21 protein-coding genes are annotated in these 21241 nt (G+C 66.3%); 15 read left to right on the forward strand and 6 right to left on the reverse strand.

Annotation, left to right across the window (positions count from 1 at the left end; genetic code table 11):
- The 4 genes from ACRDU5_RS15465 to ACRDU5_RS15480 form a co-directional block, all read left to right on the forward strand.
- The coding region (locus tag ACRDU5_RS15465) for a methylmalonyl-CoA mutase family protein (protein WP_526615490.1) at window positions 1-442 on the forward strand (442 nt) is incomplete at its 5' end.
- On the forward strand, window positions 442-843 hold the full coding sequence (locus tag ACRDU5_RS15470; RefSeq protein ID WP_526615491.1) for a cobalamin B12-binding domain-containing protein: 402 nt from the start codon (window positions 442-444) through the stop codon (window positions 841-843). The genes ACRDU5_RS15465 and ACRDU5_RS15470, both read left to right, overlap by 1 nt.
- A 1-nt stretch (window position 844) precedes the next feature.
- Window positions 845-1801, forward strand: coding sequence for an LLM class F420-dependent oxidoreductase (locus ACRDU5_RS15475; protein ID WP_526615492.1), 957 nt, complete (start codon window positions 845-847; stop codon window positions 1799-1801).
- The gene (locus ACRDU5_RS15480) at window positions 1798-2886 is read left to right on the forward strand and encodes a CaiB/BaiF CoA transferase family protein (RefSeq protein ID WP_526615494.1); all 1089 of its coding nucleotides are present in this window, start codon (window positions 1798-1800) and stop codon (window positions 2884-2886) included. Before ACRDU5_RS15475 ends, ACRDU5_RS15480 begins: the two co-directional genes overlap by 4 nt.
- Here ACRDU5_RS15480 and ACRDU5_RS15485 read toward each other — a convergent pair.
- On the reverse strand, window positions 2834-3115 hold the full coding sequence (locus ACRDU5_RS15485; protein WP_526615496.1) for a 2Fe-2S iron-sulfur cluster-binding protein: 282 nt from the start codon (window positions 3113-3115) through the stop codon (window positions 2834-2836). The two genes, ACRDU5_RS15480 and ACRDU5_RS15485, sit on opposite strands and share 53 nt — an antisense overlap.
- Window positions 3116-3228: 113 nt before the next feature.
- On the opposite strand from ACRDU5_RS15485, the gene ACRDU5_RS15490 reads away from it, so the two are divergent.
- Genes ACRDU5_RS15490 through ACRDU5_RS15505 form a run of 4 tightly spaced genes read left to right on the forward strand, consistent with a single transcriptional unit; the run spans window position 3229 to window position 7266 of the window.
- The gene (locus ACRDU5_RS15490) at window positions 3229-4632 is read left to right on the forward strand and encodes a class I adenylate-forming enzyme family protein (protein WP_526615497.1); all 1404 of its coding nucleotides are present in this window, start codon (window positions 3229-3231) and stop codon (window positions 4630-4632) included.
- On the forward strand, window positions 4610-5425 hold the full coding sequence (locus ACRDU5_RS15495) for an acyl-CoA dehydrogenase family protein (RefSeq protein WP_526615499.1): 816 nt from the start codon (window positions 4610-4612) through the stop codon (window positions 5423-5425). The genes ACRDU5_RS15490 and ACRDU5_RS15495 overlap by 23 nt, the downstream gene beginning before the upstream one ends.
- The gene (locus ACRDU5_RS15500) at window positions 5412-6500 is read left to right on the forward strand and encodes an acyl-CoA dehydrogenase family protein (RefSeq protein WP_526615500.1); all 1089 of its coding nucleotides are present in this window, start codon (window positions 5412-5414) and stop codon (window positions 6498-6500) included. The genes ACRDU5_RS15495 and ACRDU5_RS15500 overlap by 14 nt, the downstream gene beginning before the upstream one ends.
- Before the next feature lies 1 nt (window position 6501).
- Window positions 6502-7266 carry an enoyl-CoA hydratase/isomerase family protein gene (locus ACRDU5_RS15505; protein WP_526615502.1) on the forward strand — a complete coding sequence of 255 codons (765 nt, stop codon included), beginning with the start codon at window positions 6502-6504 and terminating at the stop codon, window positions 7264-7266.
- A 141-nt stretch (window positions 7267-7407) separates the two neighbouring features.
- On the opposite strand, the gene ACRDU5_RS15510 is transcribed toward ACRDU5_RS15505, so the two are convergent.
- Window positions 7408-8148: an SDR family NAD(P)-dependent oxidoreductase gene (locus tag ACRDU5_RS15510; protein ID WP_526615503.1), complete on the reverse strand. Its 741-nt coding sequence runs from the start codon at window positions 8146-8148 to the stop codon at window positions 7408-7410.
- Window positions 8145-8909 (reverse strand): SDR family NAD(P)-dependent oxidoreductase, encoded by a 765-nt coding sequence (locus ACRDU5_RS15515; RefSeq protein ID WP_526615504.1) that lies wholly within the window; start codon window positions 8907-8909, stop codon window positions 8145-8147. The genes ACRDU5_RS15510 and ACRDU5_RS15515 overlap by 4 nt, the downstream gene beginning before the upstream one ends.
- Before the next feature lie 124 nt (window positions 8910-9033).
- On the opposite strand from ACRDU5_RS15515, the gene meaB reads away from it, so the two are divergent.
- Both meaB and ACRDU5_RS15525 read left to right on the forward strand, forming a co-directional pair.
- Window positions 9034-9906, forward strand: a complete 873-nt coding sequence (meaB, locus tag ACRDU5_RS15520) for a methylmalonyl Co-A mutase-associated GTPase MeaB (protein ID WP_526615505.1) — start codon at window positions 9034-9036, stop codon at window positions 9904-9906.
- Window positions 9907-9946: 40 nt separating this feature from the next.
- Window positions 9947-11173, forward strand: a complete 1227-nt coding sequence (locus tag ACRDU5_RS15525) for a cytochrome P450 (RefSeq protein ID WP_526615507.1) — start codon at window positions 9947-9949, stop codon at window positions 11171-11173.
- Between the two features lie 6 nt (window positions 11174-11179).
- Here the strand turns inward: ACRDU5_RS15525 and ACRDU5_RS15530 are convergent, their stop codons facing one another.
- The 3 genes from ACRDU5_RS15530 to ACRDU5_RS15540 are packed head-to-tail and all read right to left on the reverse strand — an operon-like array spanning window position 11180 to window position 14593.
- Complete coding sequence (locus ACRDU5_RS15530; RefSeq protein ID WP_526615515.1) at window positions 11180-12196, reverse strand: phosphotransferase; 1017 nt, start codon at window positions 12194-12196, stop codon at window positions 11180-11182.
- 56 nt (window positions 12197-12252) lie between these two features.
- The gene (locus ACRDU5_RS15535; RefSeq protein ID WP_526615508.1) at window positions 12253-13866 is read right to left on the reverse strand and encodes an FAD-dependent oxidoreductase; all 1614 of its coding nucleotides are present in this window, start codon (window positions 13864-13866) and stop codon (window positions 12253-12255) included.
- Between the two features lie 25 nt (window positions 13867-13891).
- Window positions 13892-14593 (reverse strand): IclR family transcriptional regulator, encoded by a 702-nt coding sequence (locus tag ACRDU5_RS15540; protein WP_526615509.1) that lies wholly within the window; start codon window positions 14591-14593, stop codon window positions 13892-13894.
- Between the two features lie 130 nt (window positions 14594-14723).
- On the opposite strand from ACRDU5_RS15540, the gene ACRDU5_RS15545 reads away from it, so the two are divergent.
- From ACRDU5_RS15545 to ACRDU5_RS15565, 5 genes are read left to right on the forward strand one after another with little or no spacing between them, the layout of a single operon-like run.
- Entirely contained in the window at window positions 14724-15587 is an 864-nt protein-coding gene (locus tag ACRDU5_RS15545; protein WP_526615510.1) for an alpha/beta fold hydrolase, read from the forward strand.
- A 2-nt stretch (window positions 15588-15589) separates the two neighbouring features.
- Window positions 15590-17275, forward strand: a complete 1686-nt coding sequence (locus ACRDU5_RS15550) for a bifunctional 3-(3-hydroxy-phenyl)propionate/3-hydroxycinnamic acid hydroxylase (RefSeq protein WP_526615511.1) — start codon at window positions 15590-15592, stop codon at window positions 17273-17275.
- Entirely contained in the window at window positions 17223-18143 is a 921-nt protein-coding gene (locus ACRDU5_RS15555; RefSeq protein WP_526615512.1) for a 3-carboxyethylcatechol 2,3-dioxygenase, read from the forward strand. Before ACRDU5_RS15550 ends, ACRDU5_RS15555 begins: the two co-directional genes overlap by 53 nt.
- Complete coding sequence (locus tag ACRDU5_RS15560) at window positions 18140-19912, forward strand: FAD-dependent oxidoreductase (protein ID WP_526615513.1); 1773 nt, start codon at window positions 18140-18142, stop codon at window positions 19910-19912. Before ACRDU5_RS15555 ends, ACRDU5_RS15560 begins: the two co-directional genes overlap by 4 nt.
- Window positions 19909-21240 (forward strand): LLM class flavin-dependent oxidoreductase, encoded by a 1332-nt coding sequence (locus ACRDU5_RS15565; protein WP_526615514.1) that lies wholly within the window; start codon window positions 19909-19911, stop codon window positions 21238-21240. Before ACRDU5_RS15560 ends, ACRDU5_RS15565 begins: the two co-directional genes overlap by 4 nt.
- The last annotated feature ends 1 nt before the right edge of the window (window position 21241 follow it).

Genomic DNA, 21241 nt, shown 5'->3' on the forward strand with positions numbered 1-21241 from the left:
CGATGCGACCGAGGAGAAGATCATCGAGATCATGCACGATCTCGAATCCCACGGCGGCATGGTGCGTGCGATCGAGGACGGCTACCTGCAGGGTCTGATCGCCGACGAGGCGTTCAAGGTTCACCAGGACATCGAGTCCGGGGCGCGCCCCGTCGTCGGCGTGAACAAATTCGTCTCCGACGAACCCGCACCGGACGTCGCGATGTACGAGCTCGACGCCGAGGGCCGCGACGTTCAGCTGAAGCGGCTCTCGAAGGTGAAGGCCGACCGGGATTCGGCCGCCGTGGCGGCCAGCCTGGCCGCGCTGTCGCAGGCCGCGGAGGGCACCGACAACCTGATGGGGTTCCTGATCGATTGCGCCAACGCCTACTGCACGGTCGGGGAGATGGTCAGTGCCCTGAAAGCGGTTTGGGGCGAGTTCCAGCAGCCGGTGGTGTTCTGATGGCTACTCGGGTACTCGTCACCAAACCGGGCCTGGACGGCCACGACCGCGGCGCCAAGATCGTCGCCCGCACCCTTCGCGACGCCGGCTTCGAGGTCATCTACACCGGCATCCGGCAGCGCATCGAGGACATCGTGTCGATCGCCCTGCAGGAGGATGTCGCGCTGGTCGGCCTCTCCATCCTGTCGGGTGCGCACGTCGCGCTGACCACCCGTACCGTGGAGGCGCTGCGCGCCGCCGAGGCCGGCGACATCGCCGTCGTGGTCGGTGGCACCATCCCCGAGGCCGACGTGCCGAAGTTGTTGTCCGCCGGTGCTGCGGCGGTGTTTCCGACCGGCACACCGCTGGACGTCCTGGTCCGCGAGGTGCGCGCATTGACTTCAGAGAAGGTGGGCGACTGATATGCGCCTTGGCGTGATGATCGGGGCGGAGCGCGGCGATATGGCGCGCAAGGTCACCAAGCTGGTGTCCGACATCGAGTGGGCGGAGTCGGCCGGCATGGACACCGCCTGGATGCCCCAGGTGCCCAACGACTTCGACGCGCTCACCATGGTGGCGCTGATGGCGAGCCGCACCTCCAAGATCGAACTCGGCACGGCCGTGGTGCCGCTGCAGGCCCAGCATCCGATCGCACTGGCACGCCAGGCGCTTTCGGTGCACGCCGGCGCGGGAGGACGGCTGGCGCTCGGCGTCGGGCCATCGCATCACTGGATCGTGCGCGACATGCTCGGCATCCCGTACCACAAGCCCGCTGCGTACACCCGCGACTACCTCCAGGTGCTCAACGCGGCACTGCGCGGCCCGGGCCCGGTCGACGTGGAGAACGACACGTTCACCGTGCACAACCCGACCGTGCTCGCCGCCGAGTCGCCGCTGCCGGTGCTGGTCGCCGCGCTGGGCCCGGTGATGTTGCAGATCGCCGGTGAGCTCGCCGACGGCACCGTGCTGTGGATGGCCGACGAGCGGGCGATCGGCGATCACATCGCGCCGCGGATCACCAAGGCCGCCGACAACGCAGGCCGGCCGTCGCCCCGCATCATCGCGGGCATTCCGGTCTGCCTGTGCGCCAACTCGGAGATCGATGCCGCCAAGGAGCGGGCCAACCGCATCCTGGCCGAGGCCGAGACGTCGCCGAATTATCAGAAGCTGCTGGATCGCGGCGACGCCCGTGACGTCGGCGACCTCTGCGCGGCCGGTGACGAAGAGGCCATCCTGGCGCGGTTCCGCCGGTTCGCCGATGCCGGCGTCACCGACCTATCGGTGCGGCTGTTGCCGATCGGAGAGAACCGAGACGAGTTGGTCGCATCCAAATACCGCACCCGCGAGGTGATTTCGCAGCTCGCTGTCGAGGTGCGATGAGCGCGGCACCGCTCGCGGGCATCCGCATTCTCGAGGTTGGCGTCATGCTCGCCGGCCCGTACGCCACGATGCTGCTGGCCGACCTCGGTGCCGAAGTCATCAAGATCGAGCCGCCGGACGGCGAGATCTCTCGGCAGGTCAGCGACAGCTACTTCGCGAGCCTGAACCGCAACAAGCAGAGCATCTGCCTGGACCTGAGGTCGGACGCCGGGCGAACCGAGCTCGGCGAGCTGGTCTCGGAATCCCATGCGCTGCTGGTCAATATGAAGCCATCGGCGATTCGCCGGCTCGGACTCACCTATGAGGCGCTACGGCGGTTCAACGAGCGGATCGTCTGTGTGGCCATGACGGGTTGGGGGCTGGACGGCGGCGACGACCCGGCCTTCGACTATGTCATCCAGGCGGCGACCGGCGTGGCGGCGATGACCGGTGATCCGGACAACCCGCCCACGCTGCCCGGATATTCGGCGGCCGACAACTCCACCGGGCTGGCCGCGGCGCTGGGGCTGCTGGCCCAGATCGTGTCCGGTCGCGGTGGGCAGATCGATGTTTCACTCCGCGACGTGGTGTTATCGCAATTGAACTACCGAGCATCGGCCTACCTCAACGACGGAACCGAGCCGCGCCGGCATCCGTTCGGTGCACACTCGTACTACGTTCCGGCGCAGCTTTTTTCGACGGCCGACGGGTATCTGGCCCTGTTCATCACCCATGACGCGTTCTGGAGTGCCTTCGCCACCGAAGCCGGCATCGATGGCTTTCCGACCATGGCCGAGCGTGCGGCCCGGCGCGAGGAGGTGCTCGCCGTTGTCGCGGCGGCGCTGGCCACCGACAGCGCCAAGGGTTGGGAGGACCGGCTGCGTCCGCTCGGGATACCGGCGGCCGCGGTCCGGACGCTGCCCGAGGCGCTGGAGGCCACGCCGGAGGTCATCGTGACGGCCGGGGACTTCCGGTTGGTGGGCAGCCCGATCCGGGTCTCCGGGTATGCGCCCGACTACCGGCCGCCGCCGAGGCTCGACGAACACACCGCGGTCACTCGTACTCGACCGTCACCGACGGCGTGTCCGGCACACCCTGACAGGTGAGGATGTATCCCTCGGCCACCTCGTCGTCGTCCAGAGCGTCGTTGACCCGCATGGTTGCCTTGCCCTCGGTTAGCCGGGCCATGCAGGTGCCGCAGTTGCCGGCCTCGCAACTGAACGGCGGAGACAGGCCCGCGCGCCGGGCGCTGTCCAGCAGGGTCTCATTCTCGGCGCGGGGAACCGAGGCCTTCTTGCGGTCGAGCAGGATCGTCACGGTCCCCTCGACGGTCATCTGACGTCTCCTTGTGCCATTGAGATTCTACTTCTCGGAGAATAGTATTCTCACTATAGGATAGTGTGTTCTCGGTAGGGTCGCAACGCCATGGAAGGGGGCGGTGAGCTGACATGAGCGAGCCGACCGCCCTTGCCTTCGACGAGCGCCAGTACAGCCTTGCGGAGCTGGACGCCCTGGCCAACGGCATGGCGACAACGCTCGAGCATCGCGGGGTGCGGGCCGGGGACCGGGTCGCACTGATGTCGTCGAACCGCCCGGAGTTCGTCGTCGCGCTGCGAGCCATCTGGCGGCTGGGTGCCGCGGCGGTACTGATCAGCCCGGCCTGGCGGCAAACCGAGGTCGAGCACGCCCTTGCGCTGACAAACCCGGCGCACGCCGTCGGAGACCATCCGCTGCTCGCCGAATCGATGCCGATGCTGCACCTGGACGCGCCCATCAACCCGGGCCGGGGCGAGTTCGACGAGCCCGATCCGGAATCGGACGCGCTGTTCGTGTTCAGTTCCGGCACCACCGGCATGCCCAAGGCGGTCCGGCACACCCACGGCTCGTTCGCGGTGGCCGTGCGGCATTGGCGTGATGCCTTGGGATTGTCGTCGGCCGATCGCATGCAGATCGTTACGCCGCCGTCGCATATCCTCGGCCTGCTCAACATCGTGATGGCGCTCGAGACGGGAGCATGGATCCGGTTGCACCGCCGCTTCGACATCGACCAGATGCTGCACCACATCGAAGCCGACCGGATCACCATCGAAATGGCCGTCGCGCCGATCGCTCTGGCGCTGGCCGCCCACCCCAAGCTCGACTCGTACGACCTGTCGTCGCTGCGGTACATCATGTGGTGCGCGACGCCAGTGACACAGAGCGTCGCCGAGGCCGTCACCCGCAGGGTGGATGTGGACTGGGTGACCGCATACGGCACCAGTGAATTGCCGGTGATCGCCTGCAATTCGATCGAAGGGGCGCGGCTGGACACCGTCGGACGCCCGGTGCCCGGCGTGACCGTGCGGGTGGTTTCGCTGGAGGACGGCACGTCGCTGGGGCCGGGTGGAGTCGGTGAGATCCAGGCACGGTCGGATTCGGTGATGGCCGGGTACCTGCCCGATGAGGCGACGGCACAGGCGTTCTCGGACGGTTGGTATCGGACCGGAGACGTCGGCCACCTCGATGCCGACGGCTGCCTGCGCATCACCGACCGGGCGAAGGAGATGATCAAGGTGCGCGGGTTTCAGGTCGCGCCGGCCGAGATCGAGGCAATCCTGCATGGGCATCCGCGGGTCGAGGACTGCGCGGTTTTCGGGGTGCCGGATCGAGCCGACGGCGAAGGCATCGTCGCCGCGGTCGCAACCCGGGGCGCGGTGCAGCCCGACGAGCTCATCGCCCTGGTCGGAGACCGGCTGGCGTCGTACAAACGACCGAGCCGAGTGGTGGTCGTTCCCGAGATTCCCCGGTTGCCTTCTGGAAAGGTATTGCGCCGAGTGCTGAAGGAGCAGCTTGGACGTCCGTCTGACGACTGAACAGCGGCAGCTGCGGGATGCCGCGGCCGAGCTCGCCGACGACCTCGGGCCGGGGTCGGTGGCCGACCTGGACGACGACAACCGCGTCGCACGACTGGAGAAGGCCATCGACGGCACCGGGTTTCGGACCCTGCGCAGCGACGGAGCCTCCGGCGTGGAGGTGGCGATCGTCGCCGAGGAGTTCGCCAGGGGCCTGGTCGACGTCCCATTCCTCGGGCCGGTGCTCTACGACGACCTCGGGTGCCGTCTCGGTCGTACGCCGTCGGTCGGTACCGCCGAGCCCGAGTCGGTCGATCTCACGAGAAGCGTTGCCGGAGTGGTCGAGTCGCCACCCGAGCTCGATGACCTCAGCGAGGAGGACGCCGGCCGGTGGCGGGCGCTTGCGTTGACGGTGACCTGCGCCGACCTCGTCGGTGCGGCCCGCGGTGCGCACGCGCTCGCCTGCGAGTACGCCAAGGTCCGCGAACAGTACGGCGCCACGATTGGCTCGTACCAAGCGATCGCTCACCTGTTGGCCGAGAGCCTGGCCCTGATCGAGGGCTCGATCAGCGTGCTGCGGCATGCCGCGTGGGCCGTCGATGAGCTACCCGCGGCCGAGGCCATCGAGGCCGGGCGGGTGGCCAAGATCTACGGCGCGCGTGCGGCCATGACGGTCTGTGAGACGTCGATCCAGGTGCATGGCGGCATCGGCAATACCTGGGAGTGCCTCGCGCACGTGTACCTGCGCAGGGTGCTGGCCGCCGCCGAGACGTGGCCCGTGAAGCTGGGGGAGGTGTCCATTGGATTTTCGTGATTCGCCGGAGGAAGCCGCCTTTCGGGAGCGGTTGCGCGGCTGGCTGACCGAACAGAAGGGGAAGTTCCCCACCTCGGGTGACGAATACTGGGCCTCCCAAGGTGACTGGCATCAGGCGCTTTATGCGGCGGGCTTTTTTGGCACGTCGTGGCCCGAGGAGTACGGCGGTCAGGATCTGCCCCCGGTGTACGACGTCATCGTCGACGAGGAGATCGCCAAGGCCGGTGCCCCGGCCCGACCCAGCCTGGGCTACCTGGTGGTCGGACTGTCACACCACGGCAACGAGCAACTGCGGCAACGGTTTCTGCCGGGGATGATCAACGGCACCGAGCGGTGGTGCCAAGGGTTCTCCGAACCCGGCGCCGGGTCCGACCTTGCGTCGCTGACCACGACCGCGACCCGCGACGGTGACGAATACGTCATCGGTGGCCACAAGATCTGGACGAGCTACTCCGACGTCGCCGACTGGTGCCTGCTGCTGGCCCGTACCGACAGGGACGTGCCCAAGCACAAGGGCATCTCGGCGTTCATCGTCTCCATGCACCAGGCCGGAATCGAGCAGCGTCCGCTGAAGATGATCAGCGGCGTCACCAAGGAGTTCGGCCAGGTGGCCTTCGACGGGGCCCGGGTACCGGTCGACCAGATGGTGGGCGAACCGGGTGAGGGATGGAAACTCGCGATGACGGTGGTCAGCCACGAGCGCGAACCGTCGACGCTGGGGTTCTCCGCGCGCTACGGAAAGCTGGTGCGCCAGTTGGCCTCCCGGGTAGACGGAGCTGTACCTGAGGAACTGTCGTGGGCGTGGGTGCAGACCGAGATGCTGCGGTTGCACGTCCGCAGGCGGTTGTCCGAGCAACTCGACGGAATCACCCACGGCCCGCAGGGATCGCTCGACAAACTCTTGATGACGTGGGTCGAGCAGTCGGTCGGGCATGCCGCGCTGGCCACCGTCGGCACCGGGGACGCTGAATTGTTCGGCGCCTACATGTACAGCCGCGCGCAGAGCGTGATGGGCGGCACCTCGCAGATTCAGAAGAACATCATCGCTTCGCGGATTCTAGGCTTAGGAGTGTGAAATGTACGACCTGCCACCGGAAATCGACGTACAGGCGGACGGTGCGCTGCGGATTATCACCTTGAACCGGCCCGATTCGCTGAACTCCGTCAACGACGACCTGCACGTCGGCCTGGCGCATGTGTGGGCCCATCTGGCCGAGGATCGGGAGGCACGCGCAGCGGTGATAACCGGACGCGGCCGCGCGTTCTCCGCCGGCGGCGACTTCGGGTATCTGGAGGAGCTGCGTCAGGACGCGGATCTGCGCGCGAAGACGATACTGCACGGCCGTGAGATCGTGCTGGGCATGGCCCGCTGCCGCATTCCCGTGGTGGCGGCCGTGAATGGGCCCGCCGTCGGATTGGGCTGCAGTCTGGTGGCTTTGTCCGACATCGTCTACATGAAAGAGGACGCTTACCTCGCCGACCCGCATGTGCAGGTCGGTTTGGTCGCGGCCGACGGCGGGCCGCTCGTGTGGCCGCTGCAGATGAGCCTGCTGCATGCCAAGGAGTACGCGCTCACCGGTACACGCATCTCCGCTCAGCGTGCTGCGGAGCTCGGGTTGGCCAACCACGTCGTCGACGACCCGTTGACGGAGGCGATCGCATGCGCGAAGAAGATCATGGAACTGCCGCGGCAGGCCGTCGAAAGCACCAAGCGGCTGCTGAACATCCACCTCGAGCGCGCGGTGCTGGCCGTGCTCGACTATGCCAACACCGCCGAGGAACAGTCGTTCAAGACCGACGACTTCCGCGAGATCGTCACCCGCCTCAACGCCAAAAAGTAGTTACCCGTACCCGCGAGCGTGCGTGTCTGCAGGCCGACACGCCGTCGCCAAGCAGCATTTCACGCACGCTCGCGGTGCGGCGACGGTGCGCTTTCTGTACGTATTTTGCGGCGTGTCCGCCGCAGACACGCACGCTCGCGGTTAGAGGGTGAGTTCTTCGGAGCGCTGGATGGTTCCGGTGATGCCGCTCGCATCCTGTTGTGCCAGAAGGACGGCGGCGTTGGCCATCGCCTCTGGTGGCTCGACCATCTCGGGCGGAATCTCCATACCCGCCCCGCCGGCCTGCCAGCCCTGGGTCAGCACCACCCGCGACGGGCTGAGGCAGTTGACCGCGACGTTGTCCGACTTCAGGTCGGCCGCCAGCCCGAGGTAGAGGCGCTCGACGGCGGCCTTCGACACCCAATAGGCGTTGGCGCCCTTGTCGATCATGCCGACGCCGGTGGTGGTGACGGCGATCAGCGAGCCGCCGCCGGAGGCCCGCACATGCGGAATCACCGCCTTCGTCACCAGGAAGACCCCGGTCAGGTTCACGTTCAAGGACAATTGCCAGCGCTTGAGCGGAGTGGATTCGATCGGGCCCAGCCACAGCACGCCCGCGTTGGCGATCAGGATGTCGATGCCGCCGAATTCCGAAACCGTCGCGGCCACAGCCGCTTCCACGGACTCCTCACTCGTGACGTCGCACGGCACGGCCAAAGCGCGGCCGCCGGATGCCGTAATCCCGTCTGCGACCGAACGAATTGTGCCGGGCAGCTTGCCCGTCTGCTCGGAGCGAGCGGCGACCGCGACCGCCGCACCCTCACCGGCGAGGGCCGTGGCGACCGTCGCGCCGATGCCCCGACTGGCACCGGCCACGAAGGCCACCTTCCCGTCCAGGGTCACTTCGGCGGGAAGCGCAACGCCCCGTCGAGGCGAATGATCTCGCCGTTGAGGTAGTCGTTTTCGATGACGCTCTGGGCGAGTTGGGCGTACTCGGTCGATCGGCCCATCCGTTTCGGGAACGGCACCTGCGGACCCCAGTACTGCTCGAGCTGGTCGGCCGCCTTGCCGTAGGCGGGGGTATTGATGGTGCCGGGGGCGATGGTGTTGACGCGGATGCCCAGCGGCGACAGGTCGCGCGCGGCCACCAGCGTCATGCCCAGCACGCCGCCCTTGGCCGCCGAGTAGGGGAGCTGCCCGATCTGGCCCTCGTAGCCGGCGATCGACGCGGTGTTGACGATGACACCGCGGCCGCCCTCCTCGAGGGGTTCGGACGCGGCGATCGCGGCGGCGGACAGCCGCATCACGTTGAACACCGCCGTCAGGTAGAACTCGATCGTCTTCTTGAAGCCGTCGAGGTCCAGCGGAGACCCGTCCTTGCCGACCAGCCGGCCGCCGCTGGCCGGACCGCCGTGGGTGTCCACCGAGATCCGCAACGGGGCCAGGGACTGCGCCTCGGCGATCGCCGCGTTGACGGACTCCTCCGAGGTGGCGTCGGTCGGCACATAGCGCACGCCGAGCTCGTTCTCCAGGTCCTTGCCCTTGTCGTCGGCAAGGTCGGCGACGACGACCTTGGCTCCCGCGCCGTGCAGCCTGCGGACGGTCGCCTCACCCAGGCCGCCTGCGCCGCCGACCACGATCGCGGAGCTACCGGCGATTTGCATATGATTCCCCTTCTTGCAACTGACACTCTCGATCAGAGAGAATAGCATTCTCATGCCGCTCGAAACGGAGAGATCTCATGCCCGACCGTCGTCGAGGTTCCAGCGCCCTAAGCTCGGGATTGGGATGACCATCGACGAGCTCATCACCGCGGCCCGCACCGGATCGACCCGAGCGGCCGGTCGGTTGCTGAGCCTGGTGGAAAGCGCGCGCCGGGACGAAGTGCTGGCTGTCCTGGACGCGTCGACGGCTCGGGTGATCGGGATAACCGGTCCGCCGGGGGCCGGCAAGTCAACGACGATCGCGGCACTGGTCGGCGCGTACCGCGGGCAAGGCATGCGGGTTGCGGTGCTCGCGGTGGATCCATCGTCGCCCTACAGCGGCGGCGCGCTGCTCGGCGACCGGATCCGGATGGCCGCGCACATCAACGACCCCGATGTACTCATCCGCTCGGTGGCCACCCGCGGTCACGTCGGGGGGTTGGCCGCGGCGGTACCCGCGGCGATCCGGCTGCTCGCCGCGCTGTCGTACGACCCGATCGTGCTGGAGACGGTCGGCGTCGGTCAGTCCGAAATCGAGATTGCCGCGCTGGCCGACCCCACCGTCGTAATTCTCAATCCCGGTGCGGGAGACGCCGTTCAGGCCGCCAAGGCAGGCCTTCTCGAGGTTGCCGACATCGTGGTGGTCAACAAGGCCGACCGGGAGGGTGCGGACGAGACGGTGCGCGACATTCGGGCCGAGGTCAAGGTGCCGATACTCAAACTGATTGCGGCCCAAGACGATGGCATCGCCGAGTTGGTCGACGCGATCGACACCCACCATCGTTCGGATACTCGTGAACGGCGCACGGCGCGCGCACGTGCACAGATTCTGTCGCTGGCCCAGACGCGGCTTCGCAGCCATCCCGACCTGGATCGGCTTGCGGAACTGGTCGCCGACGGTGGCAGCGACCCGTACACTGCCGCCGAGCGGCTGTTCGCGGTACCGGTCGAGCCCTGATGCTGATACAAAGTCGCTACAACGGAACGGGAGCTATGAAGTGAGTGTGCCGAGTCCAACCGTTGCGGGTGCGCCCGTCGAATTCGATCCATACTCAGATGATTTCTTCTCTTCGCCGTACGAGACATACCGCCGCATGCGTAACGAGGCGCCGGTGTACTACAGCGAAAAGTACGACTTCTGGGCGCTGACCCGTTATGACGATGTCACGGCGGCGATCAAGGACTACGAGTGCTACTCATCGGCCAAGGGCATCACGCTCGACATGGTCAAGGCCGACAACGCCGCCACCCTCGGGAAGCTCATCATCACGATGGATCCGCCCGAGCACGAGCGGATGCGCAAGCTGGTGAACCGCGTCTTCACCCCACGCGCGATCGTGTCGCTGGAATCGATGGTGCGAGAAGCCATCAATCGCTATGTGAACCAACTGGATCCATCCTCGTTCGACGCGGTGGCCGACTTCTCAGCGCCCTTCCCGGTCGAGATCATCACCGCGATGCTCGGCGTCCCCGCCGAGGACAGGCAGCAATTGCGACATTGGATCGACAAGGGACTCGAACGCGAGCCGGGCAAAATGGGTCCGTCGGCCGAGGGCCTCGACGCCAACATGCGGTCCGGTGCGTACTACTACAACCTGATCCAACAACGTCGCGCCGAGCCGCAGGACGACATGATCAGCCGGCTCATCGAGACGGAGGTCGTCGAGGACGGCGAGGCCAGGCGGCTCGACGACATCGAGATCACCGGGTTCTGCACCATGCTTGGCGGTGCGGGCGCCGAGACTGTCACCAAACTCGTCGGCAACGCCGTCGTGGTGTTCGCGGACAACCCCGACCAGTGGCAGAAGCTGCAGGACGATCGCGGCAAGATACCCGCGGCCTTCGAGGAGTTACTGCGATATGAAGGCCCCTCGCAGTACCAAGTCCGAACCACCACCCGCGATGTAAAGGTGCACGACACCACGATCCCGGCGGACAGCGCGGTCCTGCTCATCAACGGCGCGGCCAGCCGCGACGAGAGGTTCTTTCCGGACCCCGACCGCTTCGACATCGATCGCGAGCGAAAGGTCGGCTACAACCTGAATTTCGGCTACGGCATCCACAGCTGCCTGGGCGCCGCACTGGCGCGGATGGAAGGCCGGATCGCACTGGAGGTATTGCTCGACTTCATTCCGCGCTACGAGATCGACCGTACCGGCCTGCAGAGAGTGCGCATGACCAATGTCGCCGGTTGGGCCAATGTTCCGGTCCGCGCCGCCAACTGAGGGCGCTCACCGATCGATGGCATCCAGCGCGGCCGGTGTGTCCAGGTCGACAAAGGCGATCGAGTAACGTTTCGCGAGCGCGGCCGCGATATCGGGCCGCTGCCAAGCGTCGCCCGCACTGGCGGTCGCCAACCAGAGTGCGAGGCCATGCGCGACCGAGGCGCGGTAGCGTAACCAAACCTCTTCTGCCGTAGGCCTTTCCGCAGCCGGCATGGCGAGCGCGCCGCGGTACTCCTCCAGCAGGTCTCGCTCGTGGCTGCGCCGGTCTTCGGTGGTCAGGGCGCCCTGCAGGAAATAGCCGAGGTCGAGCGACCAGTTGCCGCGGCGCGCGACCTGCCAGTCGAGGAAGCCGACTTCGTTGTCCGGTAGCACGTAGGTGTTGCCGATGTGCGGATCGCCGTGCAGCAAGGTCTGCGGCGATTTCGTCAGCGTGCGGATGTATCGCGCCCACAGACCGTTGAACAGCGTTTCGCCGGTCAGCGCGGTGATCGCGGGAGTGGCGGCCTCCCCGATCGCCTGGTAGGCCATGTGCAGCGGCGCAGCTTCCATGCCCGCCCACGGCTGGAACGCCTCCAACCAGCCCAGCCCCGGGTGCTCCGCGCTGCGGCGACCCCAGAACTCGCCGTGCATACGGGCCAGCCCCCGCACTCCGTTGGCGGCCTGCTCGACCGTCATTGGACGGGTGGCATCTCGCGGATCGGCTCCGCGCACCGTCAGATCCTCCATCACCAGGATGAAGTCTTCCGCCGGCTCATCGATCACCGCTGCGTACACCTTCGGATGCTCAAGCGGCAGAACGACTCCCGAGTTGAACAACCGGGGTTCGTGGAACAGCCCGCTGGTCAGCCGAATCAGATCTCGATGAGCCGGATCCACCGCCTTCACGAAGACGGTGGCCGGGCCCGATCCCACCGTGTATCTCAACGCCAGCCGCGCACGGCGGTTGGTCCCATCGTCGCGCAACCGGACCGAGACGTCGCCGACCACAGCGTCTGGATGGTGCAGGCGGATTGCCGCCGTCATCCATTCGGGGGTGAGTTCATCCCAGTCGCTGGGAACGGACAGCGTATGACGTTCGCTCACTCGACCGACTTTTCTGTCGCCGCGGCGTGTCCGGCGCGGAACCCGAAAACCATTGCGGGGCCGATCGTTCCGCCGGCACCGCCGTAGGCCTTCCCGGTCGCACCCGCCATCGCGTTACCCGCGGCATACAGTCCCGGGATCGGACGACCGCTGACGTGCAGGACGCGGCCGTCGCGATCGGTGCGCGGTCCGCCCTTGGTACCCATCGCGCCGATTGACACCGGCACTGCGTAGTACGGCGCCGTATCGACGGGACCGAGTGTCTTGCCCGCCGTGGTCGCCGCCTTGTCATCGCCCCAATATCCGTCATAAGCGCTCGAGCCGCGCCCGAAATCGGGATCGTCCTCATCGGCGACGTGGTCGTTCCACGCCGCCAGCGTGCGGGCCAGACCCGCCGCGTCGATTCCGGTCTTCTCGCCCAGCTCGGCGAGATCCCGCGACTGACAGAACCAGTGCGGGACCGGGCCGTCGGGTTCCACGCCGAGAAAACCGTAGTGCTTGAGATGAATCGAGTCGAAGACGATCCACGCCGGGTCGTTCGCGTACCCGTCTCGCGGATCGAGGAAGTGGAAAGGGCCCGCCATCGAGTTGTACTCGCCGGCCTCGTTCAGGAATCGCTTGCCGGCCCGGTTGACGATGATGCTTCTCGGCCGGGTGCGTTCGAGTCGCACGCTGCGGCTTCGCGGATGCCCGCCGAAGGTGTCTCCGGGAATCTGCACGATCGGCACCCACCACGCTTCACCCATGTTGGCCAGATCGGCGCCATGCGCCATGGCCATGCGCAGACCGTCGCCGGTGTTGTTCGGAGGCGACACCGCGCCTCGCATCGGGCCGCGCAGGTATGCCTCGACCAGCTTCGCGTCCCACTCGAACCCGCCCGTGCCCAGCACCACGCCACCGCGCGCCCGGACACGTAAGTCCTTGCCCTCGTGTGCGATCCGGACCCCGGTGATACCGGACGGATCCGCGATGAGCTCCACCGCACGCGCGTCCGTCCGCGGAGCCACGCCGGCGTCGAGCAGTCCTTTCAACAGCCCGGCGATCAACGCCGTGCCGGCCACGCAGTAGTCACCGGATTCGTCATCGACCGACGCATGGATGCGGGCGCGGGTCTCGGCGTCGATGCCGACATTGCTGAAGTCGGCGGGAAACGACGTGATCCGGTCACGCCACTCGCCCAGCCGCGCCAGATCGAACGGTTTGGCGTTGAGCGACCGCCCGCCCGTCGGCCGTCCCCCGGGCAGTTCCGGCTTGTAGTCCGGAAATCCCTCGGCGATTTCGAACCGCAGGTCGCTGTGCTTCTCCACGAAGTCGAGCATCTTCGGACCGGTACGGACGAACGTCTCGACCAGTTCGCGGTCCATCACGCCCAACGACTGTGCCTCGAGGTAGCGCAGCGCATCGGCCTCCGTCAGCTCACCGTCGGGCGAGCGCCGGTGTGCCGGGATCCACACGATGCCACCGGAAACCGCGGTGGTTCCGCCCACCGTGGAGGCCTTTTCGTAAACCGCCACCGATGCGCCGTTGGCCGCCGCGGCTAATGCGGCCGTCAGCCCGGCGCCGCCGCTGCCCAGCACGACGACGTCGAACTCGTGGTCCCAACCGGTCATCGTGTCCTCCTTTCGGCGTGGGTCCTCAGCTGAGGATCGCGGACAATTCGTTGGCCGCCTTGATGACCGCGTCCTTGCCGCCCATGACGACGTCCTCGCGGTGAGAGATCAGGTTGATGCACGTCGGCGGCGACGGCGGCCGCCTGCGCACCGGCACGGCGAGCCCATAGGTGTTCGGCTCGACCTCGCCATGGGTGATCACCCAGCATTGTTTGCGGGTTTGAGGAACGAGGTCTCGCTCGCCGGGGCGCGGGGGCATGCTGGCCAGGAGCGCAATTCCGGCCGCCCCGCGGTCCAGCGGGTAACGGCTCCCCTCGTGGAAGGACAGTTGGTAGAAGACATTTGTCGGCACGATCACCGCGATAGCGACCTGTTGGTCGCCCTCGGCGATGAGCAAAGACACCGTGGTGCCGAGTTCGTCTGCCAGCGCGCGCAGGGTGGGCAGACTGAGCCCACGAACGTTGTTGTCGAACGACGCGCCGAGGACTGCGAGCGCTGCCGCCGACCGGTAACGGCCGTCCTCGCCTTTGGCGACGAACCGATACTGCGCGAGCGTGGTGAGCAGGCGATACGCGATGGTGCGGTGTACTCCGATGTCGTCTGCGACCTGCTGCGCACTCAGGCCGCTTGGCGAGGAGGCGACCAGTTGCAGCGCAGCAAGACCCCTGGCCAGGGTCTGCGAACCAGGCGCGCCGTTGGCCGCCTTGCCGGCGCTGGCCTTCGGCATGGCGCCCCTCCTTGACAGACGGAATCCCGAGCGTGATGCTCTTACTATAGTGCACGTAACTGTGCGATAAATGAGCAGAGTGCTTACAAGTTACGAGAATTGAATTCTCGCCGTCAAGAGAGGTGACGAGGTGGCGGAGCACGAAAGCGTCTGGAGCGATCTCCAGGGCGTCGCGTTCTCGCAGGGCTACCTCGACGCCGGCGGGGTGCGCACCCGGTACTTGCATGCGGGCGATCCGGGCAAGCCGGCGCTGGTGCTGCTGCACGGGTCGGGCGGGCACGCCGAGGCCTACGTCCGCAACCTGGAGGCACACGCCGAGCACTTCTCCACGTGGGCCATCGACATGCTCGGCCACGGCTATACCGACAAACCCGGCCATCCGTTGGAGGTCGCTCACTACGTAGCGCATTTGATGGCGTTCTTCGATGCCATTGGCGCCGAGCGGGCGCACCTGTCCGGTGAATCGCTCGGGGGGTGGGTCGCCGCCCGCGCCGCCGTCGACCACCCGGACCGGATCGACCGGCTGGTGCTCAACACGGCGGGCGGCTCGCAAGCCGATCCAGAGGTGATGAAGCGGATCATCACGTTGTCGATGGCCGCGGTCGAAGCCCCCACGTGGGAAACCGTTCAGGCCCGCATCAAGTGGTTGATGGCCGACAAGTCCAAGGACTACGACGACATCGTGGCGAGCCGGCAGCGGATTTACCGCCAGCCGGGCTTCGTCGCCGCCATGCGAGACATCATGGCGCTGCAGGATCCGGAGATCCGGTCGCGCAATCTTCTCGGCCCGACGGAGTACGGGGCTATCATCGCGCCGACATTGGTGGTGTGGACCAGCGATGATCCCACCGCCGACGTTACCGAAGGCCGCCGCATCGCGTCGATGATTCCCGGCGCGCGGTTCGAGGTGATCCCGGGCTGTGGCCACTGGCCGCAATACGAGGACCCGAAAACCTTCAACCGCCTGCACCTTGACTTCCTGCTGGGGCGCTGATCGTGGCCAAGAAGGCGGACGTCGTCATCGTCGGGGCCGGCCCGGTCGGGCTCACCTTGGCCAACATCCTTGGCCTGCAAGGTGTCCGCACGTTGGTGGTCGACGAGAGAGACAGCCTTATCGACTACCCTCGCGGGGTCGGACTGGACGATGAGGCGCTGCGCACGTTCCAGAGCATCGGTTTGGTTGACCAGATCCTGCCGCATACGGTGCCCAACCAGATCTTGCGGTTCTTCGACGCCAAGCGTCGGCTACTCGCCGAAATGGCGCCGCCTGACGCGCGGTTCGGCTGGCCCAAGCGAAACGGTTTCGTGCAACCGATGGTCGACGCCGAATTGCTGGTCGGTGTGGAGCGATTCGATCACGTCGAGGTGCGTTGGGGCCATCGCATGGAGTCCTGCGCTGAAACCGTGGACGGTGTCACGGTCGAGTTCGCGGATGGTCAAAAAGCTGTCGGTGCACGCTATGTGGTCGGCTGTGACGGCGGGCGCAGCGCAACGCGGCGACTCATGGGAGTGTCGTTCGACGGAACCACATCCCCGACCCGCTGGCTTGTCGTCGATTGCGCGAATGATCCCCTCGGCCATCCCAACAGCGAAGTCGGGGCGGATCCCGTGCGTCCCTACGTGTCGATCTCGATTGCACACGGAATACGGCGATTCGAGTTCATGATTCACGGCGACGAGTCCGACGAAGAGGCGGACGATCCGGCGTTCGTCAGACGCATGCTCGCCAAAATGGTTCCCGCTCCAGAGCGTGTGGACATCATCCGACACCGGGTCTACACCCACCACTCGCGCATCGCGGGCACATTCCGGCAGGGACGGCTGATGATCGCGGGTGACGCGGCCCACCTGATGCCGGTGTGGCAGGGGCAGGGCTACAACAGCGGCATCCGGGACGCCGCCAATCTCGGCTGGAAGCTGGCGGCGGTGGTGAACGGCCATGCCGACGATGCACTGCTCGACACGTACGACGTGGAACGACGCAAACACGCCAGGGCGATGATCGACCTGTCCACGATGGTTGGGCGGGTCATCTCGCCCACGAACCGGCGGGTAGCGGCGCTGCGCGACAAAGTCATTCATGCCGCGTCGGTGGTGCCCGCGCTCAAACGGTACGTGCTCGAGATGCGGTTCAAACCAATGCCTCGATATGAACACGGGGCGGTCTTTCACGCGGAGCCTCGCTCCCAAACCTCGCCGACGGGCACATTGTTCATCCAGCCCCGCGTCGACACCCGGGACCAGCAGAACGTGCTTCTCGACGACGTCCTCGGAGCCGGCTTCGCCGTACTCTGCTGGAGCAATAATCTCCGCGCAGTGCTCGGCGATGAAGCGTTCGATCGATGGAAGGCGTTGGGAACCAAGTTCGTTACTGCTCGGCCGATGACGCAACTGCAGTGGCCTGAACACGACGACGCCGACGTCGTCATCGTCGGTGATCGCAGCGGTGCCCTCAAGGCCTGGTTCGACACCCACACCGACTCCGTGCTCTTCCTGCGCCCCGATCGGTGTGTTGCCGGCGCCTGCATCGCCCAGCGCGCGCCCGAAATGAGCGCATCGCTGTTCAAGGTTCTCTATCTGACCCAGGGAGGAGGCTCCGGCTCTCATGGCGACACTAGCCCTGTGCTGTATGTCCCACAGCCCGCTACTGAATCTTCCGGGACCGTCGCAGGGTCTCCTTGACGAGATCAACTCGGCGCTGGCCGACGCCCGGGAGTTCGTGCGCGCGTACGACCCGGAGCTCGTTGTCATCTTCTCCCCGGACCACTACAACGGGGTCTTCTACCGGATGATGCCGCCATTCTGCATCAGCACGAAGGCGATCGGAGTCGGTGACTTCGGCACCCAGGCAGGCCCGCTCAACGTTCCCGAAGACATCGCCAACGACTTGGCGGAGGCGGTGCTCGCTGCGGACGTCGACGTTGCGATCTCGGCGAGCATGGACGTGGACCACGGCACGGTGCAACCGCTGCAAATCTTGTTCGGCGACGCCACGTCCCGTCCCGTGATTCCGATCTTCATCAACTCGGTTGCCACACCGCTTGGGCCGCTGCGTCGTTCGAGGGCGCTGGGCACCGCGGTCGGGAACTACCTGTCCACCCTGGACAAGAGGGTTCTTGTTGTTGGTTCGGGCGGTCTTTCTCATGATCCGCCGGTTCCGACACTCGCGACCGCGCCGCCGGCCGCCTTGGGCCGGATCGTGCTCGGCGAACCGATGTCCCCCGAGCAGCGGCAAGCCCGTCAGGTGGCGGTGATGGAGGCGGCGCAGAACTTCGCGCACGGACAAAGCGAACTGCGGCCGCTCAACCCGGAATGGGATAGCCGCTTCCTGGACGTCGTTGACAGCGGCCATCTCTCCGACGTCGATGGCTGGTCCACCTCGTGGATGGCGCACGAGGCGGGTAACTCCGCGCACGAAGTCCGCACCTGGGTAGCGGCTTTCGCCGCGCTGGCAGCACAGGGCCGGTACCGGACCGAGCACCGCTTCTACCGGTCGGCTCCCGAATTGATCGCAGGATTCGCCGTGCGGACGGCGGTGCCGACGTCATGACCTCCAGTGCATCCGGCACGTTCGAACAGACGGTGGACGTGCTGGTCGTCGGTTCGGGTGGCGGCGGCATGACCGCGGCGCTTGCCGCGGATGCTTTCGGGCTCGACACCCTCGTCGTCGAAAAGTCTGCTCAGTTCGGTGGTTCGACCGCGCTGTCTGGCGGCGGCATCTGGGTTCCGGGTGCGCCGTCGCAACGTAAGGAGGGGTACCTGCCCGACCCCGATGGTGTTTTCGAATACCTACGGCACATCACCGGGGGACTCGTCAGCGACGCGCGACTGCGGCGGTACGTTGAGACCGCGCCGGAGATGATGGAGTTCCTGGAGAAGCGCAGCCGGTGGTTCGAGTTCGTATGGAAGCCCGGCTACGCCGACTACTACCCGGAGCTGCCCGGCGGTTCCAAGCTCGGCAGCACGATCAACGTGCCCGCGATCGACTTGCGCAAACTTGGCGACGAGGAACAGAACCTGTTGCGGCCACTGGCATTGGTGCCGAAGGGAATCTGGTTCGCCCCCAAGGATCTTCGGCTGTTCTATCAGGTCCGTCAGAACTGGCGCGGCAAGGCCGTGCTGGTCAAGCTGATCTGGCGGATGTTTCGCGCGCGGGTGTTCGGCGACCGAATGGCCGCGATCGGTCAGTCGCTCGCCGCCCGGCTACGACTGGCTTTGAAGCAGCAGAACATTCCGCTGTGGCTCAGCACGCCGATGACAGACCTGATCACCGACGTCGACGGGACGGTGACGGGTGCGGTGGTCGAGAAGGACGGGCGGTCACAGCGCATCGGCGCGCGCCGCGGTGTGATCCTGGCCGCCGGCGGCTTCGACCACGACACGGCTTGGCGCAGGCAGCATCTTCCGGTGCTCGAGAAAGACTGGAGCTTCGGCAATCCCGCCGCAATGGGTGATGGAATCCGGGCGGGCGAAAAGGCCGGTGGTTCCACCGATCTGCTCGACGAGGCCTGGTGGTTCCCGGCCATCTGTTGGCCGGACGGCCGACTGCAATTCATGCTCAACGAACGCATGATGCCGTCACAGTTCGTGGTCAACGGCGAGGGGAAGCGATTCATCAACGAGGCGGCGCCCTACATGGACTTCGCGCACGCGATGATCGCGGGACAGACGTCTGGCGTCACCCACATCCCGTGCTGGCTTATCACGGATATCCGCTCGTTCCACCGGTACGTGGTGGCCGGGCACTTGCCGATACCGAAGGTGCCGTTCGCGCCGGTGCCCACCGGGCGCAAGGTGCCGGCGGCCTGGCTGGAGTCGGGTGTCGTGCAGGAGGCTGGCAGCTGGGACGAACTCGCCCGCGCCATCAAGGCGCCGGCAGAGAACTTGCGTGAGACCGCTGCGCGCTTCAACGAGCTGGCGCGCAAGGGTCACGACGACGACTTCAACCGCGGCCACAGTGCGTACGACAACTACTACGGCGACCCCACGCTGCCCAATCCGAACCTGGCGCCGCTCGGCAAACCGCCGTACTACGCGTTCCAGATCATCCTCGGCGACCTCGGCACGTCGGGCGGTCTGCGCACCGACGAGCACGCCCGTGTGCTGCGCACGGATGACAGCGTCGTGAAAGGGCTGTACGCGGTGGGAAACACCTCGGCCGCGGTGATGGGCCGAAGCTACGCCGGCGCGGGGGCCACCATCGGGCCGGCCATGACATTCGGCTACGTCGCCGCCAAGCACATCGCAAACCAGCTGCCGGCCAATGGCGGCATCCTGACCGATTCGACACTCGATTCACATCGAAAGGTAACGAAATGAAGATCTCGCTGTTCTACGAATTTCCGCTGCCGCGGCCGTGGAGTGACGACGACGAGCACATACTTTTCCAAGACGGCCTCGACGAAGTGGAGGCGGCTGACAAGGCGGGCTTCTCCACCGTCTGGCTGACCGAGCACCACTTCCTCGAGGAGTACTGTCACTCGACGGCGCCGGAGATCTTCCTCGCCGCGGCGAGCCAGCGCACCAAGAACATTCGGCTCGGGTTCGGGATCATGCACCTTCCCCCACCCGTGAACCATCCGGCCCGTGTTGCCGAACGCATTTCGACGCTGGATCTCATCTCCAACGGCCGGGTGGAGTTCGGCACCGGGGAGTCGTCATCGGTGGGTGAGCTCGGTGGATTCGGCATCGACCCCGCGGACAAGCGCACCATGTGGGAAGAAGCGCTGGAAGTCTCGATTCGCTGCATGATCGAGGAGCCGTTCACCGGCTTCAAGGGCCAGCACATCGAAATGCCGCCGCGCAACGTGATTCCCAAGCCGCTGCAGAAGCCGCACCCGCCGGTGTGGGTCGCGTGTACCCGGCCGGCATCGGTGCAGATGGCCGCGCAACGAGGCCTCGGCGCCTTGAGTTTCGCCTACACCGGACCCGGCCCGCTCACGGAACGAGTCAACGGCTATTACAAGGAGTTCGAGGAGAACGGCGCACCGGTCACACCACAGATGAACCCCAACATCCTCGCCATCGGCGGCGACCTTTCGATGATGGTGGCCCCCACCGACGAGCAGGCCGTCGAACGGCTCGGAATGGGCGGTGGATTCTTCGCGTTCGGCATTATGCACTACTACATGACCGGGATGCACACGCCGGGACGGACCGGTGTCTGGAAGCGGCATCTCGAAGAGATCGAGAAAGATCCGACGGTGGTGTACGGCCCCGGGCGAGGGCCGATCGGCAGCCCGGCCACGGTGCGTGAGTTCTTGCGCGGCTACGAGGAAAGCGGCGTCGACGAACTGATCCTGCTGCTCACCCCGCGCAGCCACGAAGCGACGATGGAATCCATCGAGTTGATGGGCAAGGAGGTTCTGCCCGAGTTCATCGAACGCGACGAGAAGGCGGTCACCGAGAAGGCAAAGCGGCTGGCGCCGATCATCGAGAAGGCCGAGGCCCGCGGGCCGGAGTCGAAGGCCCCCGGATTCGACGAAAGCTACGCGTTCGGGGGTCTGCCCAAGGGCCGCGAAAATTACACCGCCAATGAGGTGTCGTTGGCGATGGAGGAGATGAACGCCGGTATCGAGCAGGCGGCCCAGAAACTCAAATCAGGGGAAGGATGGGACAGCAGAAACCCGGAGGCTGACCGGAAATGAG

The organism is Mycobacterium sp. (genome assembly GCF_050701515.1).
Lineage (GTDB): Bacteria > Actinomycetota > Actinomycetes > Mycobacteriales > Mycobacteriaceae > Mycobacterium.

Excerpts from the sequence above, each read along its gene's own strand:
- ACRDU5_RS15475 (WP_526615492.1), top strand. The coding sequence starts at position 845 with ATGCGCCTTGGCGTGATGATCGGGGCGGAGCGCGGCGATATGGCGCGC.
- ACRDU5_RS15540 (WP_526615509.1), bottom strand. The coding sequence starts at position 14,593 with ATGCCGAAGGCCAGCGCCGGCAAGGCGGCCAACGGCGCGCCTGGTTCG.
- ACRDU5_RS15565 (WP_526615514.1), top strand. The coding sequence starts at position 19,909 with ATGAAGATCTCGCTGTTCTACGAATTTCCGCTGCCGCGGCCGTGGAGT.
- ACRDU5_RS15515 (WP_526615504.1), bottom strand. The coding sequence starts at position 8,909 with ATGCAAATCGCCGGTAGCTCCGCGATCGTGGTCGGCGGCGCAGGCGGC.
- ACRDU5_RS15490 (WP_526615497.1), top strand. The coding sequence starts at position 3,229 with ATGAGCGAGCCGACCGCCCTTGCCTTCGACGAGCGCCAGTACAGCCTT.
- ACRDU5_RS15535 (WP_526615508.1), bottom strand. The coding sequence starts at position 13,866 with ATGACCGGTTGGGACCACGAGTTCGACGTCGTCGTGCTGGGCAGCGGC.
- ACRDU5_RS15480 (WP_526615494.1), top strand. The coding sequence starts at position 1,798 with ATGAGCGCGGCACCGCTCGCGGGCATCCGCATTCTCGAGGTTGGCGTC.
- meaB (WP_526615505.1), top strand. The coding sequence starts at position 9,034 with ATGACCATCGACGAGCTCATCACCGCGGCCCGCACCGGATCGACCCGA.
- ACRDU5_RS15530 (WP_526615515.1), bottom strand. The coding sequence starts at position 12,196 with ATGACGGCGGCAATCCGCCTGCACCATCCAGACGCTGTGGTCGGCGAC.
- ACRDU5_RS15470 (WP_526615491.1), top strand. The coding sequence starts at position 442 with ATGGCTACTCGGGTACTCGTCACCAAACCGGGCCTGGACGGCCACGAC.
- ACRDU5_RS15485 (WP_526615496.1), bottom strand. The coding sequence starts at position 3,115 with ATGACCGTCGAGGGGACCGTGACGATCCTGCTCGACCGCAAGAAGGCC.
- ACRDU5_RS15560 (WP_526615513.1), top strand. The coding sequence starts at position 18,140 with ATGACCTCCAGTGCATCCGGCACGTTCGAACAGACGGTGGACGTGCTG.
- ACRDU5_RS15555 (WP_526615512.1), top strand. The coding sequence starts at position 17,223 with ATGTCCCACAGCCCGCTACTGAATCTTCCGGGACCGTCGCAGGGTCTC.
- ACRDU5_RS15505 (WP_526615502.1), top strand. The coding sequence starts at position 6,502 with ATGTACGACCTGCCACCGGAAATCGACGTACAGGCGGACGGTGCGCTG.